We start from the raw sequence: 12875 nt of genomic DNA, 5'->3' as shown, positions 1-12875 counted from the left end.
TATGGTTCCAGTATCCATTCTGATCCTCACTAAAAATGAGGAGATCAATATTGAACGATGCATCCAGTCGGTTGCGTGGTCGGATGATATTGTCGTGTTCGACTCGTTCAGCGACGACCGCACGGTGGAGATTGCCGAAAGGCTGGGAGCGCGGGTCATTCAACGCAAGTTCGATAACTGGTCGGCGCATCAAAACTGGGGTGTTGAAAACATAAAGTTCAAACATTCGTGGGTCTACTATACCGATGCCGACGAAATCTGCGACGAGCAACTGCAGGAAGAACTGGTGCGACTTGGGGTGGCCGGCGAAGGCTTTTCCGCGTTCCAGGTACGTCGCAAAGATTATTTCATGGGGCGCTGGCTAAAGCGTTCGCAGCTATATCCCACCTGGATTACGCGTGTCTTCCGCCCTGAAAAGATTAGATATGAACGGCTGGTCAATCCTGTGGTTATTGTTGAAGGAAAGACCGGGTTGTTGCAGGGGCACATTATTCATTATCCCTTTTCCCACGGCGTTGGTCATTGGTTCGAGCGACACAACAAGTATTCGGATATGGAAGCGCAGGATCTGATCAAAGAAGTCGTTGCAGAATTCCATTTTTCCGAACTCTTTTCCCGCGATGCCGCCGTCAAACGTCGCGCCATGAAGACACTGGCGTACAAGATGCCCGGTCGGCCGTTGCTGATGTTTGGCTACCTCTATTTCGTCCGGCTGGGTTTGCTCGATGGATTGCCCGGCCTTCGTTATTCCCTTATGCGTTCCATGTATGAATACATGATCGACCTGAAGGTTTCGGAGCACCGCTTTAAACAAAAAACAGCAGAAGGATCAACGTTTTGAAAATTTTAGTTACAGGCACGGCGGGCTTTATCGGGTCCTACGTGGCGCATGCGTTGCTCGACGACGGCCACGAAGTGGTTGGGCTCGACAACTTTAACGACTACTATCCGGTTGCGTTGAAAGAGGCCCGCCACGAAAGGCTGGAAGCAAGAGAGGGCTATGTCGGATTGCGAGGCGATCTGGCGGATCTTAATTTTTTGGTTTCCACCTTCAAAGCCCACTCTCCCGAGCGGGTATGCCATCTGGCCGCCCAGGCGGGCGTCCGCTATTCGCTTCAGAACCCCCACGTCTACGAGCAGTCGAACCTCACCGGCCATTTGAACATTCTGGAATGTTGCCGGAACAACGAGGTGTCTCGCCTTGTCTATGCCTCCAGCTCCAGCGTCTACGGCAGCAACAAAAAGGTGCCCTTCAGCGAAGACGATGCGGTCGACAATCCGGTCAGTCTCTACGCTGCCACCAAGAAGGCCAACGAGCTGATGGCCCATTCCTATACGCACCTCTACGGCTTCCAGTCGGTCGGCTTGCGCTTCTTCACCGTCTACGGCCCGTGGGGCCGACCGGACATGGCCTATTGGCTCTTTACCGATGCAATGTTGCACGGCCGGCCGATCAAGGTGTTCAACCATGGCGATATGAAGCGCGACTTTACCTATATCGACGACATCGTTTGTGGAGTTAAGGCGGCTTTGACAGCGGACGGACTCGACCCCTACGAAATATTTAATCTCGGCAATAACCAGCCCGAACGTCTCATGAGCATGATCCAAATCCTCGGAGACGCCCTCGGTATTGAACCCAAAATGGAGATGCTGCCCATGCAACCGGGAGATGTGCCGATCACCTATGCTGATATTACAAAGGCCCAGGCAAAACTCGGCTACCAACCCTCCATCGGCTTGAAGGACGGTCTCGGAAGATTTGTCGAGTGGTACTGCGAGTGGAAGACGGATTGAACATGAAAATTTCGATTATTACCGCCTCTTGGAATTCGGAGAACAGCATTGCGGATACGCAACGCTCGCTTGCAATGCAAGACTATCCGCGCGACCAGATTGAGTGGATCGTGGTGGACGGTGCCTCGACTGACCGCACCATCGAGCGCATCAAAGCTGGAAGTTTTCAGCCCGATAAATTCGTTTCGGAGCAAGATAGCGGAATCTACGATGCACTCAACAAGGGGGTGCGGATGGCAACTGGTGATGTTGTCGGTTTTCTCCATGCCGACGATTTCTTCGCATCGCCCGAGGCACTGAATCGTATCTCCTGTGCTTTCGAATATGCGGGAACCAATGCCGTTTATGCTGACCTGCAATATGTCCGGCCATTGGCCACCGGCGAGTTCGGAGTCGTGCGCCACTGGAAAAGCGGCGATTTTTGCCGTGAGAAGCTACAGTGGGGTTGGATGCCTCCGCATCCGACGCTATATCTTAAACGCGAAGTCTATGAACAGGTCCAGCTGGCCTGTGGAGAATATTTCGACACATCTTTCAGCTGTGCCGCCGACTACGACTTTATGATGCGAATTTTCGGCACGTACGGAGTCGAGCCTGCATACCTGCCTATGGTGCTCGTCAAGATGCGTATTGGGGGGGTCAGCAACCGCAGTTTTAGGCATATTGTCGCTAAGTCTCGAGAGGACTGGTGTGCGATCCGCCGTAATAGCGTGGGGCATATTCATACCTTGATCTGGAAAAATGTAGGGAAATTAAATCAGTTTATTCCCCGTAGGTAACTTGCGCTTGATCTCCTGTAGGAAGTGTGAGTTCGATTTTTCGGATGAATAGGTGCGGCGTGTCCCGCAGTGTTCCAATGCGCCCTGAATTGGAATCAGGCAATTTCCGCCAAAAGTTAAAATCCAAAAAACATAGAGAATCTAAGCCTGTTTGGAATGTGGCATGCAATCAGCTCTGAAAAATGTTGTCGTTATATTAAGCAACTTCTATGCAGTCGCTGAAAACTAAAATTATGGAGCACGAAATAAATACACTATTTTGGAAGGGGATCTACGCCGGATTCGAGGAGGCCACGCCACTCGCTTTTGGGTATGACGATGTGCCGCAACTCTGTTCCGATTGGAAAATCGTTGCACCGACTAGCTCCGTCTCGGAAGCGTTGGGGGCTGGTTGGGTACTGTTGCTTTCACGTTATTCAGGCGAATCGGATATTTCGATAGGCGTTAAGCGTTCGGAGGATTCTGCGCCTCGCCCCTTGCGTTTGAGCGTGGATGAATCGCTTACTTCCAGTCAATTTATCCAGTCTATTTCGACGCAGTTAGAAGAGCAGGAGGGTCATCCTGCTAGAGAAGAAAACCTGCGCCAGCTGCTTGGGGTTCCAGCGGGGCAAGTGCTGTTTAAAAGCGCCATATTCCAGAGCCCGGAACATGAGATTGAGATTCGCGGGGCAGGGGGTTTCTCCGCCGAGACCCTGTCTCAAGTATCCAGCCATCTTGAGCGCCTGCTTGCGGCGCTTTCAGAGAATGGCTCGGCCATTGTGCGGGAGCTTTCCTTTCTCAAGGCGGATGAGCGCGACACCTTGATCCGGTCATGGAACCCTGCTCCAACCCCATATCCCGAAGCTACGATGCAGGCGCTTTTTGAACGGCAAGTTGCCGAGCGCCCCGATGCGGCTGCGCTTGTGTTTGAATCGCAGGAGGTGACCTATAAAGAGTTAAATGTGCGAGCAAACCGTTTGGCGCACTACCTGACTGCCACAGGCATCAAGCCCGGCCAAGGGGTGGCGGTCTTTCTTGAACGCGGCGTTGAGCAAATAGTCGCCTTCCTTGCGATTCTAAAAGCCGGTGCGGCTTACATACCGCTCGATGCCGGTTCTCCCGCCGAACGCCTTTCCCAAATGCTAGAAGATGCAGAGCCTGCCGCCATCCTCACTCACTCTGTTCAGGGGGGTAGGGTCACGGATTCATGCGATGCACCCATGGTGTTCCTTGATTCCGTTGGGAATAGCTTGCAAACTCTTCCTGTCGGGAATCCTTCTTCCGGTGAATGCTCCCCGGACTCACTTGCCTATGTAATGTATACCTCCGGCTCCACCGGGCGCCCCAAGGGAGTGGAGGTGGTGCATCGAGGGATTGTCCGTTTGCTGTTTGGCGTGGATTATATCCCTTTTGGTTCTGATACCGTGATCCTGCACATGGCCTCGGCCTCGTTCGACGCCTCCACCTTCGAGATATGGGGCGCGTTATTGCACGGGGGCACGTGCGTGCTATGCGCTGAACGAATTCCGACCCTCGAAACCATTGGGCGTTTACTGGTCTCAAACCGGGTTAATACATTTTGGATGACGGCCGCGCTTTTCAATCTAGCCGTTGCTGCATCACCGGAAATCCTAGCGCCTGTGGAGTATCTGCTCGCCGGCGGCGAAGCGCTTTCTCCATGGCATGTGAAAAAGGCGCTTCGCGAATTGCCAAACCTGCGGCTTGTCAATGGCTACGGGCCGACTGAAAACACCACGTTCTCAACCACCTATGCCTTTGACCGGAACTCATTTGATCCAGCGAAGCCGATTCCGATCGGACGGCCGATTGGAAATTCCACGTGCTATGTTCTCGACCGCTTTTTACGGCCGTTGCCGGTTGGCGTTCCCGGCGAATTATATGTCGGAGGCGATGGCGTGGCGCGCGGTTATGCAAACCGGCCAGACCTGACCGCCGAACGTTTTCTGGATGACCCTTTCAGTGTCAAGCCGGGGGCGCGGATGTACAAAACCGGCGATTTGGTCTACTGGAACAAAGATGGAACCATCGGATTTATTGGCCGGGTTGATAACCAAATAAAGCTGCGGGGTTATCGGATCGAATTGCAGGATATCGATGTGGCGCTGAGTTCGTTTGCCGGGGTGGAACAGGCGGTTACGGTGCTCTACGAGGATGATGTGCGCGGGAAATGGCTCGCCGGATTTGTGAAGGTTGAGGATCCTGAAACCTTCCCCTTGGCCGATCTTGAAAAATTTGCATATGAAAAACTGCCCGACTATATGGTGCCGTCTGTTTTGGTTCCAGTGGCGGAATGGAGCTATACCCCTAGCGGTAAGCTTGACCGAAAATCCCTGCCAAAGCCTGCTGCCAGAATGCCTGGATTTAGCTCAGGAGATACAAATTATAGATCCACCACGGAATCTCGTTTGGCCGAAATTTTAAAGGTGCTGCTTGGGCTGGAGGTTGTGCCGCGCGATATCAGTTTCTTTGAGCTGGGCGGGGATTCGCTGAGGGCGGTGACCCTGTTCCTTAGAATTCAGCAAAATTTTGGCAAGGATTTTCCTCTTGCCACACTGGCGAATGCCTCTTCGATAGCAGAACTGGCGCAGTTGATCGATGGAGGAGGCGAGGGCGATTCGCCCGATCTCTCCCGCTATCGGTCGCTGCAGATTCTTCAGCGGGGCAATGAAGGGGAGATCCCGCTTGTTCTGGTCCATGGCGGAGCGGGGAATGTTTTGATTTTTTCCGAGTTCATTAGCAACCTGGGGGAGCGCCATCCTGTCTATGCCTTTCAGTGGTCGGGCTGGGATGGTCAGCCTGGTGAAACGACCATTGCAGAAATGGCAGAAGTGTATAGACGGGAACTCCTTGCGTTCAACCCTCAAGAGTCTTATCACATGGGGGGGCATTGTATTGGGGGGCTGATTGCAATTGAGATGGCTCACCGGCTTCGGGAAAAGGGCATCGGCATCGAAGGGCCCATCATCGTTTCCGATTGTCCAAATCTTAACTCTGTCAAATACCGTTCATTTGAACCGGCGCTTGCTCCTGCAACTTATGAAGCCTATGGTCAGATGGTTCGGGATTTGCACACCCGGGCACTTGAGGGCCAAAGCGCCGGAAGCTTGCCTGAACATTCGGCACCGGGTTTAGTAGAATGGATTAAAAGCATTCCCTTGATGGTGTTGTTGGTGCGGACAGGCCGGCTGCTTCCGAATTTGGTGCGCATCCAGTTGGATTTGGTGCGAGGGCGAAAAGTGTCGATCGAGCATCGTCCATTGCACGCTATGGTCTGTTTGGTCCGGGCGGCGAAAGGATATCGGCCTAATGCATATCAGGGCGATGTTTTATATTTCCGGTCACATTGCTCTTTGGGCCGGGAGATGTCGCTGAGTGGCTGGTGGGATGATTGTTTCATGGGATTTGGGGAACTCTGCGAAGGGCATTTCGAGGGACATGTGGTCGGGGGCGGGCATAATGATCCGCTGAACCATCCCGTCGTCGCGGAAATTGCCAAGAAACATTTAGACAAACATAAAAGCAAGCAGGAGAATGCATCGTTATGAAAATTATAATTGTGGGCAATATGGGGTATATCGGCCCCAGCGTGGTCAAGCAGTTCAGATCGAGTTTCGCGGATGCGGAGCTGATAGGTTTTGATATAGGATATTTTGCCCATGGCCTGAGCAATGCGCCATGCCTTCCGGAGGTGAAGCTCAACCGCCAGGTGTTTGGGGATGTGCGCACCTTCCCAGAAGAGCTGCTGGAAGGCGTCGATGCCGTGGTGGACCTTGCGGCCATTTCCAATGATCCGATGGGGAAGGAGTTTGAGGAAGTGACCTTGGAGGTCAACTACCGTTCCGCCGTTCGGCTTGCAGAAATGTGTAAGCGAAAAGGGGTGAAGAATTTTGTCTTTGCTTCAAGTTGCAGCGTCTATGGCGCAGGTGGCGACGCCCCCAAGAAGGAGGACGACGAACTCAATCCTTTAACTGCGTATGCTCGGTCCAAGATTGCGGCAGAATTGGAATTGGAGGCGTTGGCGGACGATAGCTTCACCGTCACCTGCCATCGCTTTGCAACCGCCTGCGGCTTTACCGACCGCATCCGTCTGGATTTGGTGCTCAATGATTTCGTGGCCGGTGCCATTGTGAACAAAAATATCGAAATTCTCAGTGACGGCACTCCGTGGCGCCCGATGATCAATACGAAGGATATGGCCCGCGCATTCGAATGGAGCATTACGCGCCACCAGCAACAAGGGGGTGCTTTTTTGGCGGTCAACACCGGATCCAACGAATGGAACTACCAGATCAAGCCGCTGGCCGAAGCTGTGGCGGACCAGATCCCCGGTGTTGCCGTTAGCGTGAATGCCGACGCCCCGCCGGATAAGCGCTCGTATTGCGTCAACTTCGACCTGTTCAAGGAGCTCGCTCCAGACCACCAACCGATTTGGGATTTAGAAAGCACCATTCGCGATCTAAAGGAAAATCTGGGTGAAATGGGGTTTAGCGATCCGGAATTCCGGGAATCGCAGTTCATCCGGCTCAAGACATTGGCGCGCCTGCGGGCGACCGGCAAGCTTGACGATAATTTGGAGTGGGTAGTGGGGTAAAAACAGGCCGTGAAAAGTACAGTTGATATAGGATGCGAGCTGTGGGTTGGTGGAGCGTCTCTATCCATTCCATCGCAGCATCACGGGCAACGGGGTGCGGCCGCTTTTATCGCAGCGATTCCCGAACTTGTTGTTGACTGCATCAAGCGGAATAATTTGATAGGCGGCGGCCGGTACGCAGTTTCAGGAAGGCTTAAATTATGAAACCAATCGATTATTTAATTATTGGCGGAGGCATCATCGGAGTGAATATGGCGCTGCACCTGAAACGCCGCAATCCCGGTGCATCCATTTGCGTGGTGGACAAGGAGCCGCAGCTGGGGCTGCACGGAAGTGGGCGAAACAGCGGGGTGGTGCACTCCGGCTTCTACTACACCTCCAACAGCCTCAAGGCCCGCTTCACCCGCGATGGAAACATTGCGATGAAGAACTATATTCGCGACCGTAAAATTCCGCTGAACGAGTGCGGCAAGCTGGTGGTGGCCAAAGATGAATCGGAGCTTTCAACGCTCGACGAACTGCTCCAGCGCGGCCACGCCAACGGAGTGGATCTGGTCAAGATCACTGAAAAGGATGCCCAAGAGATCGAGCCGCGCGTAAAGACCTGTCAATACGCGTTGTGGAGTCCGAATACCGCAACGGCCAATCCGGTTCCGGTATTGGATTCATTTAAAAAAGATGCTGAAGAGCTCGGCATTGAGTTTCATTGTTCGGAACCATTCGTGAGGTGTGAAGGCAACAGGGTTTGGACGAAAAGCTTGGAGTTTGATGCGGGGTACGTTGTCAATGCCGCCGGACTCTATGCCGACCAAGTAGCCCATAGTTTTGGGTTTGGGAAAAACTATGCGATCCTCCCGTTCAAAGGGCTCTACCTCAAGTCCAATGAGCCCGTTGGCAGTTTCAAGACCAATATCTATCCCGTACCGAACCTGAAGAATCCGTTCCTCGGCGTGCATGTAACCGTGACGGTTGACGGACATCACAAGATTGGTCCCACTGCCATTCCTGCATTTTGGCGTGAGCAATATAAAGGCATGGAAAACTTCGATTTCGGAGAGTTTTTCCAGACTGCAAGCCTCGGAACGCAATTGATGCTTAAGGCCGACTTTGACTTCCGTCGCCTTGCGTGCGAGGAGTTGCGCAAATACAACCGCGCCCATTTAGTTGAGCTGTCGCAGGAACTGGCCACGGGGCTGGAACCTTCCACGCTCAAAAAATGGGGGCCGTCCGGTATTCGCGCGCAATTGCTCAATCTAGAGAAGAAAAGCCTGGAGATGGATTTTGTGTTCGAGGGCAATACCAAATCGTTCCATGTGCTCAATGCGGTGTCGCCGGGGTGGACGTGCTCCATACCGTTCACCAATTACATGGTGGATGAGATGGAAAAGATGCAGAGCAATAAATTGAGAAAGGCAGGCAAGGAATGAAGGCTGTTATTTTGGCAGGAGGATTTGGAACCCGCATCAGCGAAGAAAGCGCGGTGCGGCCCAAGCCCATGGTCGAAATCGGATCAGAGCCGATTTTGTGGCATATCATGAAAATATACGCCCACCATGGAATTAATGAATTCGTCGTGGCATGCGGGTACAAAGGCGGGATGATAAAAGAGTATTTTTCTAAAATGTTTCTCTCTCATTCCGACGTAACATTTGATTTAGGAACCAATTCCATTGAAGTGCATCGCACAGAAGCCGAGCCATGGAGGGTGACCTGCGTCGATACGGGAACCGAAAGCATGACCGGCGGGCGGTTGCGCCGGGTTCAGGATTATTTGGATAATGAAACCTTTTGCATGACCTATGGGGACGGCGTTTCGGACATCGACATTGCGGCCGAGATTGAGTTCCACAAGGAGCAGGGGCTGTTGGCTACCATGGCGGCGATTAAGCCCCCGGGACGCTTCGGTGCGTTCAGCCTGCATCCTGAAGAAAAGACGATCCGCAACTTCCACGAAAAGCCGCAAGGGGACGGCGCCTGGATCAATGGCGGGTTTTTTGTGCTTGAACCCAAGGTGATAGAATACATCGACTCTGATGCAGAGCCTTGGGAACAATCTCCATTGCAGCGGCTGGCTAAAGATGGTCAGTTGGGGGCCTACCGCCACTTCGGTTTCTGGCACCCGATGGATACGTTGCGCGACAAGCATCTGCTCGAAGACCACTGGTCGTCTGGAACGGCGCCGTGGAAAGTTTGGAACTAACAACGGAGACGCATCACGATGAAATTTGAACCGACCCCTCTTAAGGATGCCTGGGTGATTTCGCTGAACCGGCTGGGCGATGACCGGGGATACTTTGCGCGCGCGTTCTGCCGCAAGGAATTCGAAGACCATGGCATTGACCCGACGATTGCCCAGTGCAACACCTCGTTCAACAAGGATGCCGGCACAATGCGCGGCATGCACTATCAGGTTGATCCAGCCGCCGAGTCCAAGATGGTGCGTTGCGTGCGAGGCGCCCTCTATGATGTCATCATCGACATGCGCCCGAAGTCGCCTACCTATCTAAAGCATTTTGGCATCGAACTGACTGCAGAAAACCAGCAGATGCTCTATGTGCCCGGCAATTTTGCCCACGGGTTTCTGACGATGGAGCCGGATACGCAGGCCTTCTACATGGTCGGCGAATTCTACACGCCAACCTGCGAGCGCGGGTTGCGCCATGATGATCCTGCCTTTGGAATAGAGTGGCCGGCCCCCATTGAGGTTATTAGTGACAAGGATAAAAACTGGCCTTTGCTTGACGGAGGAGCGAAATGATAATTATTGATACCCAGCTGAAAAAGCGGCAAGAGGAAGGGAATCCCATCAAGGTCGGGCTCGTTGGTGTAGGTACCATGGGAGCCGGCATAGTAAACCAAATTGCAAATTCGGTGCCGGGCATGCAAGTTGCCGCAATTGCCAACCGAACTCCGTCCCATGCTATCGATGCGTGCGACAAGGCGGGCGTTGGCCGCTTGGACGAGGTGTCTTCGGTTGGAGAACTTCAGGATGCTATGGCGGCAGGCAGATTAAGCATTACCGATAATGCGCTGTTGCTCTGTGAAGCCGAAGGCATCGATGCCATCATCGACGCCACAGGGGCTGTGGAGTTCGGAGCCGAACTCGCCTTGAAAACGTTCGAAAACAAAAAGCATCTGGTATCGATGAATGCCGAATTGGACGCCACGGTCGGCACTGTGCTGAATCAGCGTGCGCGACAGGCCGGAGTCGTCTATACCCTTTCTGATGGTGATCAGCCGGGCGTAGAAATGAATCTGTGGCGCTTTGTTAAAGGCATCGGTCTTGAACCGCTCGTTTGCGGAAATATAAAAGGCCTGCAGGATGAATATCGCAACCCGACCACTCAAGAAGGGTTTGCGAAGAAGTGGGGCCAGAATCCATATATGGTTACCAGTTTTGCTGATGGATCAAAAGTTTCCATGGAGCAGGCCTGCGTGGCCAATGCCACGGGCATGCAGGTTGAAATGCGCGGGATGCGCGGCGGCGATTTTGACGGCCATGTAGACGAGCTTTGCCGCTCCGGGCGTTACGATGTCGAGCGGCTCAGGGCTCTGGGCGGGGTGGTGGACTACACTGTAAAATCCAAGCCGGGACCCGGCATCTTTGTGCTGGCCACGCACGATGACCCCAAACAAAAGCACAAACTCGACCTCTACAAGCTTGGCAAAGGACCTCTCTACAGCTTTTACACGCCATACCATCTATGCCACTTTGAAGTGCCGCTTTCCGTGGCGCGGGCTGTGGATTTTCGGGATGCGGTTTTACAGGCGCAAAGTCCGAAGGTGGATGTCGTGGCCATCGCCAAGATTGACCTTAAGGCCGGCGAAACGATCGATGCCATCGGGGGCTACATGACTTATGGACAGTGTGAAAACTATCCGGTAGCTACGGCTGAAAGGCTCCTCCCTCAGGGATTGGCTGAAGGGTGCGTGCTTAAGCGCGACCTTCCGAAGGACGCCGCCATTGCCTTCGACGATGTCGATGTGCCGGCGGGGCGTCTGTGCGACCAGCTCCGTGAAGAGCAAGATCGGCATTTCTTGGAATAGGCTCCATGTATTAAAGTTGATCGATTGGAACCGTTCGTATACGGGCACTTCCTTCTAGCAGTCTGTCGGACTTAGCTTGCGAATAATATTTCAATATTCATGAGACTGTGCCAGTCTATGCCTGTCTTAACCAAAAGGAAGTGATGGCCACACGACTCAAGAACCTCGACCGCGACACCCCGATGCTGCTTCCGCCAGACCTGCGCGACTGGATTCCTCAGAAGCACATTGTGCATTTCCTGATCGATGCGGTGGACCGGCTTCCCGCTGGAGACTTCCGCTTCAACCTTCGGGGAACCGGCGACGAGCAGTATCCGCCGCGCATGATGCTGACTCTGCTGATCTATTGCTACGCCACGGGCCGCTTCTCCTCGCGCGGGATCGAGGATGCGACCTGGTCGGACGTCATCGTTCGCTACATCTGCGGCGGCAGCCTGCATCCCGATCATGACACGATCTGTGCCTTTCGCCGCACGAACCGCGAGCTGTTCGAAAAGGCTTTTGTACGGGTGCTGCTCATGGCGCAGGAAACCGCCGGTCTCAAAAAGGTCGGCACCGTGAGCGTCGATGGCACCAAGATCAAAGCCAGTGCCAGCAAGCATTCCGCTGTCAGCTACAAGCATGCCGGCGAGCAGGTCGAACTGCTGCGCAAGGAAGTCGAACAACTCGCCGCCAAAGCCGAGCAGGTCGATAACGTCCCGCTTGATGACGGGCTGAGCATCCCGGACGAAATCGTCCGGCGCGAAGACCGCATCAAGAGCCTGAAGCACGCCCGGGCAGTGATCAAGGCGCGCTACGAAGAGGAGCGCAAGCAAAAGCAGGCCGAGTACGAAGAGAAGAAAACGGCCTTCGAGGAAAAGCGTAAAAACAAGAAACCGCGGGGAAAAGAACCTAAACCTCCATCCGCAGAGCCGCCGGATAAGAAGCAATACAATTTTACCGACCCCGAAAGCCGCATCATGAAGGCCGGCAACGGCAGCCACTTCGAACAGGCCTACAACGCGCAGGCCGCCGTAGACACCGAAACCTATCTCATCGTTGGTCAGCTCGTCACCGATGCGCCCAATGACAAAGAGCAGCTCAATCCTGTTCTCGCAAGCATTCCTGAGGAAGCGGCCACCCCGGAAAGCGTATTGACCGATACCGGCTACTACAGTGAGAAGGCCGTCAAAGACGCCGAAACCGGTGGCGGGCCGACGGTGTACAGCGCCATGGCCAAAGGCTCGCACCACGTCAGCGTTGCCGACCTCGAGAAGCAACCGCTGCCGACCCCTCCGCCACCTGGCGCACCCATCAAGGAACAGATGGCCTACCGTCTCAAGAGCCCCGAAGGGAAGGCGCTCTACAAGCAGCGCAAGCAAACCGTCGAACCCGTTTTCGGGGTTATCAAGGAAGTGCTCGGCTTCCGCCGCTTCTCGATGAGGGGGAAGGAGAAAGCCGAAACCGAATGGAGCCTCGTCTGCCTCAGCTACAATCTAAAGAAAATATTCAAGCTCATGGCGGCGCGTGCCCCGAAACACCCGGCGGCAACCGCAAAACAGCACGCCAATGCACTGTCGGCACATTTTCGGGCGTATTTTCAGACATTTTCTTGCTTCGCCCGGCCTTTGCCTCTTTTACTTGATAAGTTCATGCCGGGATGTCGCCAGTGCGGGGTTCTA

The 12875-nt window shown here is 53.9% G+C and carries 9 protein-coding genes and 1 pseudogene; all 10 read left to right on the top strand.

Translation table 11 applies throughout. The features are described 5' to 3' along the window. The first annotated feature begins 1 nt into the window (after position 1). Positions 2-841, top strand: a complete 840-nt coding sequence (locus tag SCARR_RS18335; RefSeq protein ID WP_136063104.1) for a glycosyltransferase family 2 protein — start codon at positions 2-4, stop codon at positions 839-841. Continuing rightward, a complete protein-coding gene (locus tag SCARR_RS18330; protein WP_136063103.1) occupies positions 838-1797 on the top strand; it encodes an NAD-dependent epimerase/dehydratase family protein in 960 nt (319 codons plus the stop codon). The genes SCARR_RS18335 and SCARR_RS18330 overlap by 4 nt, the downstream gene beginning before the upstream one ends. 2 nt (positions 1798-1799) lie before the next feature. Next, positions 1800-2576: a glycosyltransferase family 2 protein gene (locus SCARR_RS18325; RefSeq protein WP_136063102.1), complete on the top strand. Its 777-nt coding sequence runs from the start codon at positions 1800-1802 to the stop codon at positions 2574-2576. Between the two features lie 233 nt (positions 2577-2809). Beyond that, on the top strand, positions 2810-6121 hold the full coding sequence (locus SCARR_RS18320; protein ID WP_168433425.1) for a non-ribosomal peptide synthetase: 3312 nt from the start codon (positions 2810-2812) through the stop codon (positions 6119-6121). After that, positions 6118-7167: an NAD-dependent epimerase/dehydratase family protein gene (locus SCARR_RS18315; protein ID WP_136063100.1), complete on the top strand. Its 1050-nt coding sequence runs from the start codon at positions 6118-6120 to the stop codon at positions 7165-7167. Before SCARR_RS18320 ends, SCARR_RS18315 begins: the two co-directional genes overlap by 4 nt. A gap of 200 nt (positions 7168-7367) precedes the next feature. Continuing rightward, a complete protein-coding gene (locus SCARR_RS18310) occupies positions 7368-8594 on the top strand; it encodes an NAD(P)/FAD-dependent oxidoreductase (RefSeq protein WP_136063099.1) in 1227 nt (408 codons plus the stop codon). Further along, a complete protein-coding gene (rfbF, locus tag SCARR_RS18305) occupies positions 8591-9367 on the top strand; it encodes a glucose-1-phosphate cytidylyltransferase (RefSeq protein ID WP_136063098.1) in 777 nt (258 codons plus the stop codon). The genes SCARR_RS18310 and rfbF overlap by 4 nt, the downstream gene beginning before the upstream one ends. 18 nt (positions 9368-9385) lie before the next feature. Then, on the top strand, positions 9386-9925 hold the full coding sequence (gene rfbC / locus SCARR_RS18300; protein WP_136063097.1) for a dTDP-4-dehydrorhamnose 3,5-epimerase: 540 nt from the start codon (positions 9386-9388) through the stop codon (positions 9923-9925). Next, complete coding sequence (locus SCARR_RS18295; RefSeq protein WP_136063096.1) at positions 9922-11214, top strand: NAD(P)H-dependent oxidoreductase; 1293 nt, start codon at positions 9922-9924, stop codon at positions 11212-11214. The genes rfbC and SCARR_RS18295 overlap by 4 nt, the downstream gene beginning before the upstream one ends. A gap of 143 nt (positions 11215-11357) precedes the next feature. Beyond that, a pseudogene (locus SCARR_RS18290) lies at positions 11358-12710 on the top strand (transposase); the annotation flags it as partial. Positions 12711-12875: the final 165 nt, after the last annotated feature.

Origin of the sequence: Pontiella sulfatireligans, from assembly GCF_900890705.1 — a bacterium.
GTDB lineage: Bacteria > Verrucomicrobiota > Kiritimatiellia > Kiritimatiellales > Pontiellaceae > Pontiella > Pontiella sulfatireligans.
The sequence above is the reverse complement of the archived record's forward strand: the minus strand, read 5'-3'. Positions and strand labels throughout refer to the sequence as shown.

Excerpts from the sequence above, each read along its gene's own strand:
- SCARR_RS18335 (WP_136063104.1), top strand. The coding sequence starts at position 2 with ATGGTTCCAGTATCCATTCTGATCCTCACTAAAAATGAGGAGATCAAT.
- SCARR_RS18325 (WP_136063102.1), top strand. The coding sequence starts at position 1,800 with ATGAAAATTTCGATTATTACCGCCTCTTGGAATTCGGAGAACAGCATT.
- SCARR_RS18320 (WP_168433425.1), top strand. The coding sequence starts at position 2,810 with ATGGAGCACGAAATAAATACACTATTTTGGAAGGGGATCTACGCCGGA.
- SCARR_RS18315 (WP_136063100.1), top strand. The coding sequence starts at position 6,118 with ATGAAAATTATAATTGTGGGCAATATGGGGTATATCGGCCCCAGCGTG.
- SCARR_RS18310 (WP_136063099.1), top strand. The coding sequence starts at position 7,368 with ATGAAACCAATCGATTATTTAATTATTGGCGGAGGCATCATCGGAGTG.
- rfbF (WP_136063098.1), top strand. The coding sequence starts at position 8,591 with ATGAAGGCTGTTATTTTGGCAGGAGGATTTGGAACCCGCATCAGCGAA.
- rfbC (WP_136063097.1), top strand. The coding sequence starts at position 9,386 with ATGAAATTTGAACCGACCCCTCTTAAGGATGCCTGGGTGATTTCGCTG.
- SCARR_RS18295 (WP_136063096.1), top strand. The coding sequence starts at position 9,922 with ATGATAATTATTGATACCCAGCTGAAAAAGCGGCAAGAGGAAGGGAAT.